Annotated in this window: 14 protein-coding genes and 2 pseudogenes; 11 read left to right on the forward strand and 5 right to left on the reverse strand. The window is 72.0% G+C overall.

Annotation, left to right across the window (positions count from 1 at the left end):
* The first annotated feature begins 23 nt into the window (after positions 1-23).
* From ACIPAE_RS14215 to ACIPAE_RS14255, 9 genes and pseudogenes are all read left to right on the forward strand, one after another.
* A complete protein-coding gene (locus ACIPAE_RS14215; protein WP_402445221.1) occupies positions 24-632 on the forward strand; it encodes a hypothetical protein in 609 nt (202 codons plus the stop codon).
* Positions 629-751: a hypothetical protein gene (locus tag ACIPAE_RS14220; protein ID WP_402445222.1), complete on the forward strand. Its 123-nt coding sequence runs from the start codon at positions 629-631 to the stop codon at positions 749-751. The genes ACIPAE_RS14215 and ACIPAE_RS14220 overlap by 4 nt, the downstream gene beginning before the upstream one ends.
* Before the next feature lie 261 nt (positions 752-1,012).
* A complete protein-coding gene (locus ACIPAE_RS14225; protein WP_402445225.1) occupies positions 1,013-1,162 on the forward strand; it encodes an FxLD family lanthipeptide in 150 nt (49 codons plus the stop codon).
* A gap of 111 nt (positions 1,163-1,273) precedes the next feature.
* On the forward strand, positions 1,274-4,339 hold the full coding sequence (locus ACIPAE_RS14230) for a lantibiotic dehydratase (RefSeq protein ID WP_402445227.1): 3,066 nt from the start codon (positions 1,274-1,276) through the stop codon (positions 4,337-4,339).
* Positions 4,336-5,610, forward strand: coding sequence for a lanthionine synthetase C family protein (locus tag ACIPAE_RS14235; RefSeq protein ID WP_402445229.1), 1,275 nt, complete (start codon positions 4,336-4,338; stop codon positions 5,608-5,610). Before ACIPAE_RS14230 ends, ACIPAE_RS14235 begins: the two co-directional genes overlap by 4 nt.
* Positions 5,611-5,626: 16 nt before the next feature.
* Positions 5,627-7,729, forward strand: coding sequence for a methyltransferase, FxLD system (gene fxlM / locus ACIPAE_RS14240; RefSeq protein ID WP_402445231.1), 2,103 nt, complete (start codon positions 5,627-5,629; stop codon positions 7,727-7,729).
* 398 nt (positions 7,730-8,127) lie between these two features.
* Positions 8,128-8,835 carry a restriction endonuclease gene (locus ACIPAE_RS14245; RefSeq protein WP_402445233.1) on the forward strand — a complete coding sequence of 236 codons (708 nt, stop codon included), beginning with the start codon at positions 8,128-8,130 and terminating at the stop codon, positions 8,833-8,835.
* A 108-nt stretch (positions 8,836-8,943) separates the two neighbouring features.
* Positions 8,944-9,533: pseudogene (locus ACIPAE_RS14250) on the forward strand (AAA family ATPase).
* Between the two features lie 76 nt (positions 9,534-9,609).
* Positions 9,610-10,374 carry a DUF6193 family natural product biosynthesis protein gene (locus ACIPAE_RS14255; RefSeq protein WP_402445235.1) on the forward strand — a complete coding sequence of 255 codons (765 nt, stop codon included), beginning with the start codon at positions 9,610-9,612 and terminating at the stop codon, positions 10,372-10,374.
* Positions 10,375-10,625: 251 nt separating this feature from the next.
* Here ACIPAE_RS14255 and ACIPAE_RS14260 read toward each other — a convergent pair.
* The 4 genes and pseudogenes from ACIPAE_RS14260 to ACIPAE_RS14275 all read right to left on the reverse strand — a co-directional run.
* Positions 10,626-10,866 (reverse strand): annotated as a pseudogene (locus ACIPAE_RS14260) (mobilization protein); the annotation flags it as partial.
* A gap of 150 nt (positions 10,867-11,016) precedes the next feature.
* A complete protein-coding gene (locus ACIPAE_RS14265; RefSeq protein ID WP_402445491.1) occupies positions 11,017-11,847 on the reverse strand; it encodes a heme ABC transporter ATP-binding protein in 831 nt (276 codons plus the stop codon).
* A 32-nt stretch (positions 11,848-11,879) separates the two neighbouring features.
* Positions 11,880-12,929, reverse strand: coding sequence for a FecCD family ABC transporter permease (locus ACIPAE_RS14270; RefSeq protein ID WP_402445237.1), 1,050 nt, complete (start codon positions 12,927-12,929; stop codon positions 11,880-11,882).
* Positions 12,930-13,231: 302 nt separating this feature from the next.
* On the reverse strand, positions 13,232-14,245 hold the full coding sequence (locus ACIPAE_RS14275; RefSeq protein WP_402445238.1) for a hemin ABC transporter substrate-binding protein: 1,014 nt from the start codon (positions 14,243-14,245) through the stop codon (positions 13,232-13,234).
* Between the two features lie 228 nt (positions 14,246-14,473).
* Here ACIPAE_RS14275 and ACIPAE_RS14280 point away from each other — a divergent pair, with 228 nt between their 5' ends.
* Entirely contained in the window at positions 14,474-16,168 is a 1,695-nt protein-coding gene (locus tag ACIPAE_RS14280; RefSeq protein WP_402445240.1) for an HtaA domain-containing protein, read from the forward strand.
* Positions 16,169-16,291: 123 nt separating this feature from the next.
* Positions 16,292-17,842, forward strand: a complete 1,551-nt coding sequence (locus tag ACIPAE_RS14285) for an HtaA domain-containing protein (RefSeq protein WP_402445242.1) — start codon at positions 16,292-16,294, stop codon at positions 17,840-17,842.
* 141 nt (positions 17,843-17,983) lie between these two features.
* Here the strand turns inward: ACIPAE_RS14285 and ACIPAE_RS14290 are convergent, their stop codons facing one another.
* Positions 17,984-18,652, reverse strand: a complete 669-nt coding sequence (locus ACIPAE_RS14290) for a heme oxygenase (biliverdin-producing) (RefSeq protein ID WP_402445243.1) — start codon at positions 18,650-18,652, stop codon at positions 17,984-17,986.
* Positions 18,653-18,692: the final 40 nt, after the last annotated feature.

Raw genomic sequence — 18,692 nt, forward strand, 5'->3', positions numbered from 1 at the left:
ACCGCTCCAAGGAGCCACCGGCCATGAGCCCCACGACCCTGCTCACCAAACCCACCACCACCTACCCCGCCCCCACCGCGCGGCCGCCGGAACCGACCCCGCCAGCCACCTGGACGATCACCACCGTCGAGGGCATCACCCTGACCGGCCACCAGCCCGACTGGTCCGAGGACAACCCCAGCGACACAGGCATCCCACTGGACCAGGCCGTGAACTACCTGCGCGGCTACGCCCACTACACCATGCTCCCCGTCGACCCCGTCGACCCCGTCGACCCCGTCCTCCCGCCCGCCACCCTCGACATCGACATCAACGGCACCCGCTACCGCGAGTCCACCAGCGCGATGTTCGTCACCCAGATCGCCTGCCACCCCTACAGCCAGCAGCCGCACGAAGAGGTCCCAACCGCCTCGCTGATGGTCGTCGACGCGTGGGACTTCGAGGGCCTCACCCCCACCGACCTCACCCGCATCGCCACCCACATCCGCACCCAGGCCGACTACTTCGAGAACACCGTCCTTCCCGACCTGATCACCGCCCGCCAGGACTGGGCCGCCCACCGGTCGCGTACACCCGATCCGGACCACCCCGCGAGGCGTGCGGGTGACCAGATCGAGGACGGCCTCCCGTGATCCGCCAGTGGAAGATCGCCCTCATCGCCGGCTGGACCGGAATTCTCGTCCTGACCGTCCTCGCCCTGACGATCGGCCTCGTTCTCGGGCTTGCTTTCGCCAGTCAGCCCGCCCCCTGAAAGCTTCCGCTCCGGCCGCCGCCAATGCCACCGACCGCCTCTCGACCCACAGGAGACGGTTGGAGGCGTCCGGAGTGGACATCCACCCTGGCCGTTCAGGTGGGGTGGAGCGCACAAGTTCCCGCACGTGGCGTTGTCCGCGACGTGCGGGGGCGGCCGGAACCGACTGCAGGTGTAGGGAGCCACGGATGCTCTGCCCGCACGGTCTCGGCCGTAGGCACCACCGCAATGAGCATTATCCAACGAGCAGGAGGACTTGCTGTGGACATCGTCACGAGCACGCCGCCGAAGGTCGTCGAGGGCGTGGACCTCGACCTGGACGTTCGGATCGTCACCGCCGGCCCCGTCGCGGCGGCGCTGCTGAGCAGCACCGACGACGGGTGCGACACCCAGAAGAACGGCGACTGCTGATCGGACCCGGGTCGGTGGGTGAGGTGGGTGTCTTGCCCGCCGCACCCACCACCCGGTTTCACCTGGACGTTCGGCCCGACGGGAGGCATGAGAGTGAGAGCAGGAGAACGCATGCCGGTGTATGAATACGTCGACGCGGCGGTATTGCGAGCAACTGCTCACCCCCTTGAGGCAGGCACACGATGGCCTTGGCCGGGTGCCAGCGATGAGGCCGGGCCGGAGGAGTGGTGCACCTGGATCGCACAGGTGTGGGCGAGTGAGTCAGTGGCACGAGCGGTCGCGTTCGCCAGCCCTGCCCTGGCCGAACAGATCGAGTCGATGCTCGCTCGTCGGGAGCCGGATCTCCGGCAAGTTCGGCGAACGGCTCTGGCGTTGGCCCGCTACCTCGTGCGCGTACAAGGCCGGGCGACTCCGTTCGGTCTCTTCGCGGGCGTAAGCGCTGTGAGCTTCGGCCCCTGTGCTTCCGTCCACGGGAGCGGGCACGACCGCGTGCGTGCCCGGGCCGACGCGGTGTGGTTGGCCGACGTGGTTGCCCGCCTCGAATCCTGCGCACCGCTGCGGCAACGGTTGCCGGTCGTGCTGAACGACCTTGCAACGGTGCGCGGAGAGCGGCTGCTCGTGAGCTGGCAGCCCCACGCCGCTGCCGAGACCTCCGGCTCGCAGGAGGAGGTGTCGGTGCGGCTGGTGCCCGTCGTGAAGACGGTCCTCCGCTTCACGCGCACCCCGATCCGTGTCGGCGATCTGATCGACAAGATGGCGGCGGAGCATCCAGGCCCCGGCTCCGCTTCGCTGGGGGTGGTCGTGAGTGAACTCGTCACGCGGGGTGTGCTGATCAGCAGTCTTCGTCCACCCGCGACCGAAGCCGACGGTCTGGCGCATCTTCTGGCGCGGTTGCGTGAGGTCGAGGCAGACCGCTTGTCCGAGACCCGGCACCTCTTCGGTGAACTTCAGTCCATCCATGAGTCGTTGCAGGATGCAGATTCGTCGGGAGCGCAACGCCGGGGACGCACGGTCGTGCAACGGATGCGCCAGCTGTCGCGTGCCGCGGGTCAGCCCTTGGCGCTCGACCTGCGGCTCGATTGCTCGGCAGTGCTCCCGGTGCAGGTGGCGAACGAGGCCGCGTCGACAGCAGCAGCGCTTGTTCGTCTTGCCCCGCAGACCCCGGCGAGCGCCGCGTGGAACGCGTACCGCGGGAGGTTCCTCGACCGGTACGGGCCCGGTGCGCTGGTGCCGGTGAAGGAACTCACCGACCCCGAGGTCGGTCTCGGGTACCCGCAGCACTTCACCCACCCCGTGACCTCTGCACAGGTGTTGTCGCGGCGCGACGAACGCCTGCTCGTCCTCGCCCAGCAGGCCGCGCTGGACGACGTGCGCGAGATCAGGCTCAACGAAGCTGCATTGGATGCGCTGACGGAGGACAGCTCGGGCCTGTCACGCTTGGCGGCGCACGGGGACGTGTGGGTGGACGTCCGTGCCACTTCGACGCGGGCGCTCACCGAGGGCTTCTTCACCCTGGGGGTGTCCGGGTTCGGCCGGTCCGCGGCCAACGCCGGGCGGTTCCTCGACCTCCTCTCCGAATCGGATCGCCGTCGGATGACCGAGGAGTACGCGCAGTTGCCGCCGAGCGTGCAGGGTGGGCTCGTCGCGCAGTTGTCGTTCCCGCCGTGGACTGTGCGCTCCGAGAACGTGCTGCGCGTTCCGCCGGTTGTGTCGCACGTGATCTCGTTGGCCGAGCACCGCGACCCCGCACCGGGACAGATTCCGTGGGGGGATCTGGCGGTCACCGCCGACCGCGATCGGATGTACGTGGTGTCGCTGTCCCGTCGCCGCGTCGTGGAGTCGCTGGTGCCACACGCGGGCGCGCGGCACACCATGCCGCCTCTGGCCCGGCTGCTGTTCGAGATCTCGCGCTGCACTCATGCGCCGGCCACGTCCTTCGACTGGGGTGCCGCTGAGTGCCTGCCGTTCCTCCCACGCATCCGGTGCGGCCGCAGCATCCTCGCCCCCGCCCAATGGAGTCTGAGCCGTGCCGATCTGCCTGCCCCGTCGTCGCCGATGAGTAGGTGGACGGCCGCTCTCGACGCCGTGCGCGGGCAACGGAACCTTCCCGCCAACATCGCGGTGGGATCAGCTGACCGGCAGTTGCGTCTGGACCTGGACGACCCCATGGACCTGGCGGTACTGCGCGCCCACTTCGACGCTGCCGACGGGCCCGTTACCGTCCGCGAGACCCCGACCGCCGCCGATTACGGCTGGTTGCAGGGACGAGCCCACGAGATCGTCATCCCCCTGGCCGCCACCGCACCGCCCGCTTCGACACCGACCGTCCTTACCAGCGCCGCGCCCCTGCCGCTGAGCCCACCTGAGCAGTGCAGGGACGTGGTGTTCGTGAAGGTGTACGGGCACCCGGAGGTGTTCGACACGATCCTGACCCGGCACGTGCCGGCGTTGCTGGAACGGTGGGAGGTGCAGCCGCTGTGGTGGTTCACCCGATCCCGTCAGGGCTCACCGCACCTGCGGCTGCGCTTGCACGACTCCGATCCGGAACGGGCCCACGGCTACGTAGGGGCTTGGGCTACGCAGCTGCGACGGTTCGGCCTCATTGGCGACCTGACGTTCGGCACGTACCACCCGGAGGTCGCACGATACGGGCCCGGGGCGGCCATGCAGGCCGCGCACGCGGTGTTCGCCGCCGACTCGAATGCCGTCCTGACGCAGCTCGCCGCCCTGGCCGGCGCACGGGACATCCAGCCTTCGGCCTTGACCGCAGCGAGCCTGGTCGACCTCGCCCACGCCATCACCGGCGGCACCGAACCGGGCATGCGCTGGCTCATCGACCACCCGGAACTCGCTCACGGAGCAGCCGCGTTGGATCGGGACGTCCGCCGGAAGACCCTGCGCCTGGCCCACGGCATGACGCTGCTCACCATACCGGGCGGCCCGGAGATCGCCGCAGCCTGGCAGGCCCGGTCCGAGGCCGCCGCCCGCTACGCGTCGTGCCTCACCCCGGAGAACACCCGGGTCACACCAAGCTCGGCGCTGACCTCGCTGCTGCATATGCACCATGTCCGCGCCCTGGGGATCGATCCGGCGGGTGAAGCGGCAACAGGCAAACTGGCCCGCGCCGTCGCGCTCGCCTGGGCTGCCCGCCAGCCCGGCACGGGTAGCGACCGGTGAGCGCCGTGTTCGACAGCGCCCTGCTTGAAGCAGCCTCCGCGACGTCCGACGAACTGGCGGCTGCCCTCGCCGTACCACCGTCGGTAGATCCGGCCGACGATTACGGCCCCACCAGTCCGCGCTGGCGCGATCAGTCGCTGTCCAAAGGCGCCGCAGGTGTCGCGGTCCTGCACGGACTACGCGCCCAGCACCGCCTCGGCGGGCAAGAGCCCCTGCACGCATGGCTTGCCCGCGCCACTCGCGACGACCTCTCCGCCGGCCCTGGGGCCGGCCTGTGGTTCGGCGCGCCCGCAATCGCCTTCGCCCTGGCCACTGCCGCACCCGGCAGCTACCGGGGTGCCATGACCCGCCTCGACGCGAGCATCACCCAACTCGTCCACACCCGACTGGAAGCCGCCCATACCCGCATGGACCACGGCCTGCGCCCGTCGCCCAACGAATTCGACCTGGTCCGGGGCCTCACTGGACTCGGTGCCTACCTGCTGACCCGCGACCCGGACGGTGACCTCGTCCGCCGGGTCCTGGCCTACCTGGTGCGGTTGACCGAACCCGTCACCGCCAGCGACGAGGCAGGACCCAGCGCGCCAGGTTGGTGGACCGCTGACACCCCCTCCGGGTCGTACGATCCCCGCTTCGACGCCGGGCACGCGAACCTCGGCATGGCCCACGGCATCGCCGGCCCCCTCGCCCTCTTGGCCATCTCCGCCCGGCGCGGAGTCCAGGTTCCCGGCCACACGGCCGCGATCGACACCATCAGCCGATGGCTCGACACCTGGCAGCACACGGCGCCGGCCGGACCGTGGTGGCCCGAGCGGATCACCCTCGACGAACTACGCACCGGACGGTCACTCCAAGGCGGCCCGGCGCGGCCTTCCTGGTGCTACGGAACCCCTGGCCTGGCCCGCGCCCAGCAGCTGGCCGCCCTGGCCGTCGGTGACCGCACACGCCAACAGGCGACAGAAGACGCCCTCGCCCGATGCCTGGCCGACGAGAACCAACTCGCCAGCATCACCGACCCGGCCCTGTGCCACGGCTGGGCCGGCCTCGTCGCGACCGCGTGGCACGCCGCCAACGACGCAGCCACACCCACCCTCGCTACCCACCTCCCGCACCTGCTCGAACAGCTCCTCCGCCACGCCCGCGACCTACCACCAGGAGCCTTGCCCGGCCTGATCGAGGGCAGTGCCGGTATCGCCCTGACCCTGCACACCGTGGCCACTGCCGCCATTGGCACACCCGGCGGCTGGACCACCTGTCTCCTGCTCAACTGACCACTGCATCAACGGAATGGGACCCACCATGTACGAGCTGGACGGCGGCAGCAGATGGCGTCAGGTCAACCTGCGGTGCCGCGACTGGGAGGCTGCTGAGCACATGGCCGTCACCCATCTCGGACCGTTCCTGACTGACGCCGAGACCACCGGAACTGTCTCCGGCTGGTGGTTCGTCCGCAAAGCGGAGACTTGGCGACTGCGCGTCCTCCCCAAGGACGAGGACGACCAGGCGGCCGCCGCCTTCCTCGACCACCTCACCACCACCCTGATCGATCGAGCCGCCATCCAGCGCGCCCATCAGGCCGTCTACGAGCCGGAGGCATACCGGTTCGGCGGACCCGAAGCGGCGGCCATCGCGCACCGCCTCTTCCACGCCGACAGCCGCCACATCCTTCAGTACCTCGCCCGTACCGGGACGGGAGACGATCACCGCCGCGAGCTCGCAGTGCGTCTGGGCACGCGCATGATGACAGCGGCAGGGCAGGACTTCTACGAGCAGGGCGACATCTGGGCCCAGGTCGCCGAACATCGGACAGACGCCGGAGCCCCGCAGCCGGGAGCACCGACCTTGACCGCGGTGCAGCTCCTCGTCACCGCTGCGAGCGACAGTCCGGGCAGCCCCTTGGCGCTGGCCTCCAACTGGCCGACAGCCTTCGAAGATGCCGGACGTGCTCTCACCGACCTTGCTCAACGAGGCGCTCTCACGCGGGGACTACGGGCCATCCTCACGGACCACGTGCTCTTCGCTTTTAACCGGCTCGGCATCCCCGCCCAGCACCAGTACCTGCTGGCCACCGCCGCCAGCAAAGTGATCTTCCACCGGCAACCGGCAGACGACGACGCTCCGCACGGCAGCCGGAACGACCACGCCCAGCCCCTTACTGTGAAGACGGTGACCACGGACATGACGGACCAGACGACCACAGAACCCAAGCGGCTGCGCGAAGCCCTCGTCGCTTTCATCGACCGCCTCGGCACGTTCCGCACCCCCGAGGTGAAGGCCGCCTTCCGCAGCGTGCCCCGCCACCTGTTCCTCCCCGGGGTGGACCTGGCCACGGCCTACGCCCGCAAGGCCGTCGTCACCAAACGCGCTGCCGACGGTACGGCCGTCTCCTCCGCCTCCGGACCCAACATCGTGGCCACCATGCTCGAACAGCTCCAAGCCGCACCCGGCCACCGGGTCCTGGAGATCGGCGCGGCCACCGGCATCAACGCCGCCCTCCTGACCGAGCTGGTCGGCTCCACCGGCCACGTCACCACCATCGAACTCGACGACGACCTCGCCGAAGGCGCCCGCACCAATCTGACCGCCGCCGGATACGGCCAGGTCGAAGTCATCTGCGGCGACGGCGCCCTCGGCCACCCGGCCGGCGCCCCCTACGACAGGATCGAAGTCACCGCCGGCGCCTGGGACGTCTCGGCTGCCTGGTGGCAACAACTTGCCCTCGGCGGACGCATCGTCGTACCCCTCCGCCTCCACGGCAGCGGCCTGACCCGCTCCCTCGCCTTCGACCGCACCGAAGAGCACCGGATGCGCAGCACCAACGCCGCCGTCTGCGGCTTCGTACCCATGCGCGGCGCCTCCGAAATGGGCGAACGCCACGTCCGCCTCGCCGACGACGTCATCCTCAAACTCGACGCCGACGACCTCCCCGACGAGCCCGCCCTCGCCCAAGCCCTGACACACCCCGCCCACCAGCAGTGGACCGGCATCCAGGTCCGCCACGACGAACCCGCCGCCCACCTCGACCTCTGGCTCGCCACCATCGACAGCGACCCCAGCTTCGGCCGCCTGTCCATCGGCCCCGCCGCCCACACCCTCGGCCTGGCCACCCCCGCCATCCGCTGGGCCGGCGCCACCTTGTACGACGGCGCGACCATCTCCTACCTCACGACCCGACCCATCGACGACGACACCGACGAACTGGGCCTCATCACCCACGGCCCGGACAGCAACAAGCTCAACTCGCAGGTCCTTGACCTCCTGAGTCGCTGGAACGACGAGCGCCCCGCCCAACCGGTCATCACCGCGTACCCCGCCGCCACCCCCGACAATCAACTCACCCCCGGTGCCCGCCTCGCCAGGCCCGACACCCGCCTGACCATCAGCTGGTAGGCGGGTGGGCACAGGTTGAACACCTGTGCCCACGCCGACATAGCTGGCTGACTGCTGTGAATGCCGACTGCCCCGACGACCGCTGACTTCGGTCATGTCGCCGGGGCGACGTCATCCTGCGGCGACCGAACAGGTCTCGGCTCGTTGGGCGGGCTGCCAGCCCCCATCTACCGCAGCTGCGCAGCGGAGAGCGGCGTAACCACCTCCGCACGTTGATCTGACATCCATCCTCGTGGACATCGAGTCAGGCGGAACTGGCTGGTTCCCGACTGCGAAGCAGGTCTCACGGGCCCGTTCCGCCCGTCGGTGTCAGTGGTGACTGCTACACCGATTCCAGGAATGGCCGCATCGCAGGGTCCGGAGTGCCACTTGCGGTGCCGTGACATGGAGGGGACCCCGTGTTCGAGGAAGACGGCTCGCTCGACCCGATGCTGAAGTTCATCCTGGTGACGATCCTCGTCCTGACCGCTGCCAGGATGCTGTGGGGGTGGATCACCCAAGACGTTCCCCACTGGTTAGGCCAGGACGTCGGTGGACCGATCGTCCATCACCCGTGGTGGACGGCGTTGATCGGCTTCGGAGCGCTGATCGTTGTTGGTCTCGTAGGGCGTTTCGTGGGCTGGCTGTTCAGCGCCGACTTCGCCCCGTACGAGGAGGCGGCGGCCCCGTGGCGAGAGGTTCAGGAACCGGCTGCGCTGACGTACCGGATGGCACAGTTCGAAGCCATGACCCCGACCGGCTTCGAGCAGGCGTGCGCTGATCTCCTGGCCCGCGACGGGTTCAGCCGCACCCGCCGAGTCGGCGGTGCAGGAGACCTTGGTGCCGACGTGCTGGCCTGGGACGAAGAGAACCGCAAGCTCGTCGTGCAGTGCAAGAAGTACGCCAAGCCGGTCGGATCGCAGGACATGCAGAGGTTCAACGGAACAGCCCGGCCGGAACACGGCGCGGATATCGCGATGATCATCGGCCTGAATGGGTTCAGCCAACCGGCCACCCAGTTCGCCAACCGTCACCGGCTGACTCTCATCGGGCGCCAGGAGCTCAAGCGCTGGGCCCACGGTGAGCACATCTACTCCGTCCTCGCCGGGCACAGCCTCACGCCGTAGGCAGAAGCAGCGGCGGCCCGCTCAACGTGAGGAGAGACGCCGCAGAGCTGCCTGGGGAGCTTGCATCGGGTGCCGCGTCCCCCGGTCCTGTCGGAGAGAGCCGTTAGCGTGGCGGGGGTGAGGACGGGGAGCGCGGGCACGGTTCTGGTCGTGGTGCGGGGCAACGGCGCCTCGGGGAAGTCGTCGGTCGCGGCGGGGCTGCGGGCGGGGTTCGGGCGGGGGCTGGCGATCGTCGGTCAGGACAACCTTCGGCGTACGGTGCAGCGGGAGCGGGAGCGGGAGCGGGACCGGCCGGCGCGTCGAACATCAGCCTGATCGGCACGGTGGCGCGCTACGCACTGAACCGTGGCTTCCACGTGGTGGTCGAGGGCATCCTGTACGCCGGGCACTACGGCGCGATGCTGGCCGAGTTGGTGTCCGACCACCGCGGCGCGACCCACTCGTACTACCTCGATGTGCCGTTCGAGGAGACGCTGCGCCGGCACGCGACGAAGCCGCAGGAGGGGGAGTACGGCGAGGCGGAGATGCGCGGCTGGTACCGCGCGGCCGACCTCCAACCGAGCGGCGGGGAAACGATCATCAGTGCGGACAGCACCCTGACGGAGAGCGTCGAACGGATCCTTGGAGACACGGGCTTGTTGGGCCTGCCTGTCTGCCTGCGAGCGATGAGCCGGGGGCGCGTATGGCGTTGCTGGTGATGGAGAGAAGCCGGGCTCGTTCGGAGTCGTTCGCGCATGGCTTGGTCGATGTCCGCGCTGGGGCGATGATGTGGGGATGACTGCAACCGGTCCGTCGAGGCAACCACATCGTCCGGACTCGGAGTTGTATCCGGAGGTAGCTGCCGCGGGCAGCCTCGCAGCCGCGCTCTCTCAGTGCGCTGCCAAGCACGCTCTCGACCTCGGTGATGTCCGGTCTTCGAGCGACGGTTCGTCGCTCACCTTCGCATGGGTCGCGAGCCGTAATCCGCAGTTGGGCGGCTTCAGCGTGAACCTCGGTTCCGTCGAGCGGGTATTCATCGTTTCTGCGGGAGGTCGGGGGGTGACGCTGACCCACGGTTCCACTGACGACCTCGAACAAGTCGCGGCAGCGGCCGCGGCTTGGCATGACGGCGTCGGACTGGTCGAGTTGCAGGCTACGACGCCGTTTCTTGAGGTCGGTGCCCTGGCTCTGGCCCATGAGCGTGGACCCGAGTATGCGGTGGCGGAGAAGTGGCGCGTCTATCTGGAAGAAGATCCGTACGTGGACCTGGAGATGATGCGGGCCGCAAACGCCGAGCCGAGGCTGCGGGCTCTCTTCCCTTACACGAGCCACCGTGCGCTCGGGTTCAGCAGGTGCACGGGGTGGCCGTTCTCCCGCGACATGGCGGCGATCGAGCCCCTTGGCGACGGCAGGTACGCGCTGCGGCACCATGCCGAGGAGTTCCGCGCGGCGCCCAACTACACAGCACAGGAAGCCGCAGCGCTTGTCGTCTCACGCATGGCGAAGACCTGGGGGCAAGCTGTAGCCGGCACTGAGCATGATCTGCGAGAGGGCGATTGAACGCGATGTTCCCCGGCGGTCTCGGACATGGCGCGGAGGATTCACGTCGTAGGGGCTGTCGCATTTCCGGCGGTGCGGTTTTGCTCGGGTCGCCTCTATGACTCTGTTGCGCCTGTCCTACCGCCGAGGACGGGTGCGATGCGTCTCCAATGCCGGGGTCTTGGGCGGTGTCCCCGCTGCTGCCTGAAGCGGTGCGGCCGAGAGCTGGGAGCGGAGGCGGGCGGCTTCGGCGCGGCGGTTGGGGGCGGGGTTGCGGGCGGTGTCGGCTGCGGCTTGGAGGTGCTGGACGGTCTGGCGGGCTGCGGCTGCTTGTTGGGCGTGGCCCTTGGCGTCGTGCCAGCGGGCGGCGAGGATGACGGCCCAGACCAGGGTGGCGGTCAGGGCGGCGAGAGCGCTGCTGTTCGGGCCGGTGGCCGTGTGGACGATGTCGCGGGCGGCCGCACGCAGGGTGTGGGCGGCGGCTTGTTCGGCGCGGACCTGCGAGCGTTGGGCGAAAGGGCCCCCCTCGCGAACGAGGGGGCCTTCGACGTCGTGCCCGGTGAGGCACTGGCGGAGGATACGAGATTTGAACTCGTGAGGGGTTGCCCCCAACAAGCCTTCCAAGCGCGGGGCCCGCGGCAGGCGCTGCCTCCCCACCGTGGGCTACCGGCGCGGGAGCACCACCGGCAGGCGGGTGCGGGGGTGGCGGAAGACCTCCACCGGGTGCTGGTAGACGCGGGTGAGCAGGCCGGCCGTGAGGACGCGGGCGGGGGAGCCGTGGGCGGTGAGGCGGCCGGCGGACAGCACGGCGACGCGGTCGGCGTGGGCCGCGGCGAGCCCGAGGTCGTGCAGGACGACCACGACGGCGCGGCCGGCGGCGGCCTGGTCGCGGCAGACGCGCAGGACGAGTTCCTGGTGGCGCAGATCCATTGCCGCGGTGGGCTCGTCCAGGAGGAGGAGCGGCGCCTGCTGGGCCAGGACGCGCGCGAGGGCGACGCGGGCGCGCTCGCCGCCGGACAGCGCCGGATACGGCCGCCCGGACAGGGCGTGGACGCCGGTGGCCGCCATCGCGCCGGCGACCGCGGCATCGTCGCTGTCGCCGGCGCCGTCGCCGGCACCGCGCCCGGCCCAGGGCGCGCGCCCCATCCGGACCACCCGGTCGACCGTGAACGGGAAGGCGAGCGGCGCGGACTGCGGCAACACCGCCCGGCGCAGCGCGAGTTGCGCGGGCGTCCAGCTCGCTACGGGCGCGCCGCCGACCAGCACCTCGCCGCCGGCGGCCGGCAGGTCGCCCGCGAGCGCGGCCAGCAACGTGGACTTGCCCGCGCCGTTCGGGCCGACCAGGGCCAGCACCTCCCCGGCGGGTACGGCCAGCGACACGTCCTCCAGCACCGATCGCGCGCCGAGCCGTACCCGCAGCGCGCGGGCCTCGGCGAGCACGTCGCCGGGCCGGGCCGGGACCGGCGGTGCGGGCCGGCGCGGGAAGAGCCCCATGCCGGCCGGTCCGCCGCGCAGGCGTCGTACGTTCACGCCCAACCCCCTTGCCGGCCACGGGTCCTGCGCAGCAACCAGAAGAAGAACGGGCTGCCGACCAGCGCGGTCAGCACCCCGAGCGGGAGTTCCGCCGGCGCCGCGAGGGTCCGCGCGGCGAGGTCGGCGGCCACCAGCACCACCGCGCCGCCGAGCGCGCTGCCCGGCAGGAGGAAGCGGTGGCCGGGGCCGGCCGCCATCCGCAGCAGGTGCGGCACGACCAGCCCGACGAAGGAGACGATGCCGGCGACCGCCACCGCGGCGGCGGTCAGCAGCGCCACCACCGCGATCAGCGCCAGCCGCATCCGCTCCACGTCGACACCGAGGTGCCGCGCCTGGCGTTCACCGAGTGCGAGCAGGTCCAGGCGGTGGGCGAAGAACGGCGCGACGGCGAGCCCGGCCGCCGCGCACGGCAGCACCGCGAGCACCTTGGGCCAGGTCGCCTGCGACAGCGAACCGAGCTGCCAGAAGGTGATCTCGGTGAGCTGCGCGTTGTCCGCGTAGAACACGCACAGGCCGATCGCGGCGCCCGCGAAGGCGTTGACGGCGATGCCGGTGAGCACCAGCGTCACCACCTCCGTGCGGCCGCCGGAGCGGGAGAGCCCGTAGACCGCCAGCACCGTCAGCAGGCCGGCGCCGAACGCGCAGACCGTGACCGTCCAGTTCCCGGCGAAGCCGAGGCCGAGCGCGATGGACCCGGCGGCACCGACGGCGGCGCCCGAGGAGATCCCGATCACCCCCGGCTCGGCCAGCGGGTTGCCGAACACGCCCTGCATCAAGGCGCCCGCGCAGCCGAGTGACGCCCCGACCAGCACCGCGAGCACCACCCGCGGCACCCGCACGTCCCACAGCACGGACTCGCCGACCCGGTCCAGCCGATGGCCGCCGAACCCGATCCGGTGCGCCACCGACGCCACGACGTCCCCCGTACCGATGTGGTACGCCCCCACACCGACCGACAGCAGCGCGAGCAGCACCAGTCCGACGGCCAGCGCCGTACCGTGTACGGCCTCGCGCCGCGCGACGCCGGGCCGGAGAACGGTCAACCGGCGCTTGCGATAAGGAGGTTCGGAGGGTTCCGCGAGGCCCGCGGGTGGACCGACGGACGAATCCGCGGCCGAATCCGCGGCTGTATCCGAAGCCGTATCCGCGGCCGTATCCGCTTCTGCGACAAGGGAGTTGTACGGGACCGCGGCTGACGTGCCGCCGTACGCGCCGGCGGCACCGGTACGCGTACGCGCCCCCACCGAACGAGCCGCCGCTCCGGGCGGCTTGGGCCCGGGGCGCCGGCGGGCGGCCGGGCGGACGGTGGCCACCGCGATCGCCGGCGCCTCGTCCTGCCGGGCCGTCACGTCGCCGACTTCCTTATTCCGTCGGCCAGTTCGCGCAGCACGACATCCGTGCGCGGGCCGAAGTTGAGCAGGGTGCCGTCGTCGATGGCGACCACCCGGTGGTCCAGGCCGGCCGGGGTCTGGGCGACGCCCGGCACCTTCTCCAGGCCGGAGGTCCCGCCCACCGAGCGGAGCCCCTTGGTCATCACCAGGATGACGTCGGGCGCCGCCTTCACCAGGGCCTCGGCGGTGATCGGGGTGAAGTCCTTGTCCAGGCCGGACGCGACGCCCGCGTCGATGCCGCCGGCCGCGGCGATGAGGGAGTCGGCGCCGGAGCCGCGCCCGCCGATGAGGTAGACGGACGCGGTGCCGCGCAGGTAGAGGAAGGCCACCCGCGGCTGGTGGGCCTGGGCGGGAATCGCCTTCCGTACGGCGGCGATCCGCCGCGCGGTGCGCTCGCGCAGCCGGTCGCCGGCGGGCTTCACGCCGAGCGCGGCGGCCACCGCGTCGATCCTCGGGCCGACGTCGGACAGCGAGGTGGCGGCCGGCAGGACCACCAACGGGACGCCCGCCGCCCGTATCTGCGCGATCGCGTCGGCCGGGCCGGTGGTGGACTCGGCGAGCACGAGGGTGGGGTGCAGCGAGAGCACGCCCTCCGCGGAGACGTCGTGGGCGCGGGTGATCAGGGGGAGCCCGGCGGCCTGGGCGAAGGTCGCCGAGATGTCGCGGGCCACCACGTGGTCGCCTAGGCCGAGGGTGAAGACCACCTCGGACAGGCCGCCGGTGAGCGGGATGATCCGGTCGTCGCTGCGGACGGTGACGGTACGGCCGTCGGACGACCTTACGGTGGCGGGCAGTTGGGGCACGGGCGTACCGGACAGCGGCTGCACCGTGTCGGCGGGCGCCGCGGTCGAGGAGCCAGAAGCGCCCGAGGAACCGGTGGTCCCGGAGGAAGCGGACGAACCCGAGGGCCCGCTCCCGGCGCTCCCTCCGCACCCGGCCAGCAGCGCCGCGAGCACGATCCCGGCCACCGGGGCGAGCAACTCCCCGCGCCCCCGCGGCCTCCGGCGCGCCCGCTCCCGGGTCCGGCGCGACGGCCCTCCGGCCGAGGCCCCGTCAGTCCGCCGCGCTGACCGTCTCTTCACCGCATACCGCCTGTCGTCGTCGCTGTGCCGGACCCGGGGGCGGGGGCTTCCCGCTTCCGAGGAGGTTAGCTTAGGTTAGCCTTACCTAAGTTATCCAGTCCTTGAGGGGTCCGTATGCCGTTGCTCCGCCCTGCCCGCGTCCGGGCCCGAGCGCGCCGCCGCGTGCCTCCTCGGGCACGCGTCGCCACCCTCGCCACCGCGGGCGCCGCGCTGCTCGCCGCCGTCCTGCTGCCGCCGGCGACCTCCGCGCACGCGGCACCGAAGGCCCCCGCGGCCGTGAAGGCGGCGCCCGCGGCCTCCAGCACCCGCACGGTCTCCGGCGGCCGGCTCGACTGGGGCATCAAGGCGTCGTTCCAGAGCTACGTCACCGGCCCCATCGCGCAAGGCAGTTGGAGCCTGACCGGGGGCGCGGACACCGTCGGCAGCAGCCAGTTCCGCTTCCCGTCCGCGCAGGGTTCGTACGACCAGGCGACCGGCGCGCTCACCGCCGGCTTCCAGGGCGGCGTGCGCTTCCTCGGGCACCGGCAGAGCAACGGCGCCTACCTCCTCGACCTCACCATCTCCCGCCCCACCGTGCGGATCTCCGGCCACGCGGGCACCCTCTACGCCGACATGCGCAGCAAGGACAAGGGCACCGGCAAGGTCACCACCACCGCCCAGGTCCCGCTCGCCGCGCTCGCCCTCGGCGGCGTCAGCACCCAGGGCGTCACCGGTACGCAGCTCAACCTCGGCAACGTCCCCGCGACCCTCACCGCGCAGGGCGCCCGCGCCTTCGCCGGGTACTACACCGCGGGCACCGCGCTCGACCCGGTCACGCTCTCCGTCGACCTGCACCGGGCCGCCGCCGCGACCACCGCGCCCGCCAAGAAGCCCACCGCCACGCCCACTTCGGGCACGCCCGCCGCCACCTCCGGCACCCTCGCCGACGGCGCCGTCGACTGGGGGGTGCGCCGCACCTTCCGCGAGTACGTCACCGGCGACCTCGCCCGCGGCCGTACGCAGGTGTCCGGCGGGGCCCAGGACGGCGGCGCCGTCTACCGCTTCGGCAGCGGCCGGGGCAGCTACGACGCCAAGCGGCACACCCTCGACGCCCACTTCGCCGGCACCGTCCGCTTCCTCGGCATGCGCGCCGCCGACGGCTCGTACGGGCTCGACCTCGCCCTCCGTGCGGTCCGCGTGCACCTCGCCGGCACCAAGGGCACGCTCTACGCCGACGGCGTCCCCTTCGCGACCTTCACGGTGCCCGCCGCGCCCACCCCGAAGAACGGCCTGCTCGCCATCGAGGACGCGCCCACCACGCTCACCGCGCAGGGCGCCGCGAGGTTCAACGGCCTCTACACCGCGGGCACGTCGATGGACCCGCTCAGCGTCTCGGCCGCCCTCACGGCGTCCGCGAAGCTGCCCGCGCTGCCGGACATCGGAACCCCCCCGACCACGGCCGCCGCCGCACCGGCGGCGAAGCCCACCCCGTCGCCGACCGCCGCACCGCCTACCGGGAACGCCGCCGACGGCACCTCGGCCGTCACCGCCACCGCGGCGGCCCTCGGCGCGGCGGTCGTGCTCGCGCTGGGCGCGGCCGTGCTGCTCAGGAACCGCAACCGCCGCCGGGCGAAACCGGCCGCAGCCGAATCCGCCGCGGTCGAATCCGCCGCGACGGAACCGGCCGCGACCGAGCCGGCGGCAACGGAACCGGCCGCAGTCGAATCTGCCCCGACCGAACTCGCCGGGACCGAACCCCGCGCGACGGAACCCCGCGCTCCCGAACCCGGTCTCGGGCCCGGACCGACATCCGGGCCCGAGGCCGACTGACGGCGACCCGAAGCGGCCCTCGGCGCAAGCCTGTTCGCGGCCCACCGGCCCCCGTCTGTCACCGACCCCCCACCGTTCACCCGATCACCCGCCCATCCCCTTCCGTCGAGGAGACCTTCGACCATGTCCGCAGTCACCCGCATGCCCCGCCGGCACCGTTCCCGCGTGCTCGCCCTGGCGATAGCCGCCGCCACCGCCGGGGGCGCCGCCGCGCTCGGGCTGCCCGCGCTCGCCGCCGCCGCGGACGGCCCGCCGCCGACCCTGCCCCTGAGCGGGGGCACGCTCGACTGGGGCCTGAAGCAGTCCTTCCGCAGCTACGTCACCGGCCCGGCGGCGGGCACCATCACCACCGCGGACGGGGCCGGCACCAACGCCGACGGCACGTACTGCTTCTCCGGAGGCACCGGGACGTACGACACGAGCACGCACGCGGTGACCGTCGCGTTCGACGGGAGCGTGGAGTTCGCCTCGACGCTGCACGGCTTCGACATCAAGCTCGCCGACATCAAGCTGACCACCACCGGCACCACCGGCACCCTGACCGCCGACGTGACCGCGGCCGGCGCCACCTCCGACGACGTGGACTTCGCCTCGCTCGACCTGTCGGCGGCCACGGCGGGCCACGACGCCACCGGCGCGATCACCTACGACGGGATCGCGGCGGCCCTGACCGCCGACGGCGCGCAGGCGTTCAACGGCATGTACCAGGCGGGCACCGCGCTCGACCCGGCGGACCTCGCGGTGACGGCCGGCGCCGCGCCGACCACGCCCCCGACCACCCCGCCCACCACCGCCCCGACGACGCCGCCCACCACCCCGCCCACCACGGCACCCACGACCGCCCCGGGCACCGACCCCAGCACCGGACCGACCACCCCGCCCAGCAGCGCCGCGCCCGGCACCCCTGCCACCGTGGTCGACGGCAACCTCGACTGGGGCGTCAAGGAGTCCTTCCGCAGCTACGTCACCGGCCCGATCGCCGACGGCAAGGTCGAGTCGACCGGCGGCGCCACCGCCACCGCGTCCGGCTACCGCTTCCCGAAGGGCACCGGCACGTGGGACGCCGACGGCAAGGCGCTCAACGCCTCGTTCTCCGGCGGCGTCCACTTCCTCGGGCACCTCACCGGCGGGACCTACGCGCTCGACCTGTCCTTCAGCGACCTCAAGGTGAGCACCAACGGCGCCACCGGCACCCTCACCGCCGACGTCACCAGCAAGGACATGACCACCGGCGAGTCCAGCAGCTACGACGACCTCGACGTGGCCACGCTCAGCGGGGTGGCGCCGGCGGTCAACGGCCAGGTGGTCACGATCACTTCGGCCGCGGCCGCGCTGTCCGCCGACGGCGCGAAGGTCTTCAGCGGGTTCTACCAGGCCGGCGACGCGTTCGACCCGGTGACGGTCGCGGTCTCCCTCGACGAGGGGGCGGCGCTGCCCACCGCTCCCGCGGGCAGCCCCGCTCCCACGGTGTCCGACGCGTCCGTCGAGGCTCCCGGCGCGGCCACCGCCGGCGGCACCGACGCCGGCACCGACGCCGGCGCGACACTCGCGTCCACCGGCTCCGACACCCCCGTCCCCCTGCTCCTCGGCGCCGCGGGCGCCCTCGTGGTGACGGGCGCCGCGGCGACCGTTCTGGTGGCCCGACCCAAGCGGCTGCGCGGTTCCGCCGGCTGAGGGACCACCCCCCCACGCGCCCCTGGGGGGTGCGGCTCCTTCCGCGGAAGGACGGCAACCCCCAAGGGGCGCGGGGAACTGCGCGACAAGCCCCCACCGGCAGGTGGTCCCTCCACCGGCCGGACGGGGCACCCCGGGGGGTCAGGCGCCCGCGAGCTCCGCGAGCAAAGCCCCGTTGAAGGTGAAGGCGCGGCGGGACTCGGCGATGACGCGGTCCCGGTCGGCGGCGTCGAGCGGCATCGCGTCCAGCAGGGTGCGGTACTCCCGCTTGAAGGCGGCCGGGTTGGGGATCGCGTCGAAGACGTAGAACCGCACGCCGTCCCCCTTGTGGTCGAAGCCCCACGTCTTCTGCGCGGTGTCGCGCACCACCTGCCCGCCGGAGAGATCGCCGAGGTAGCGGGTGTAGTGGTGCGCGACGTAACCGGCCGGCCAGGTGGCGGCGACCTCGGCGATCCGCGCGGTGTACGCGGCGGTGGCCGGCACCGGGACCGCCTTCCGCCGCCACCCGGGGCCGCGCAGGTGGTCCAGGTCGCGCTCCAGCGAGGGCACCCGCAGGAGCTCGGGGTACAGGAACGGCCCGGCCACCGGATCGTCGGCGAGCGCGGCGGAGCCGTCCTCCAGCGCGCGGTACACGAACCACAGTTGCTCGGTGTAGCGGGCGTACGCCTCGACGCCGAGACGGCCCCCGAGCATGTCGCTCATGAACTCCGTGTTGTTCACCTGGGTGTGCAGGTCCTGGCTCGCGGTGCGGATGACGGTGGAGAAGGGGGCGGCGACGGGCAGCGGCGACAAGGGGAACTCCTGAAACATCGGTCGGGCGGGGACTCAGGTCCACCTAAGTAAGGCTTAC

Source organism: Streptomyces sp. NPDC087270, from assembly GCF_044744625.1.
In the GTDB taxonomy this organism is placed as follows: Bacteria; Actinomycetota; Actinomycetes; order Streptomycetales; family Streptomycetaceae; genus Actinacidiphila.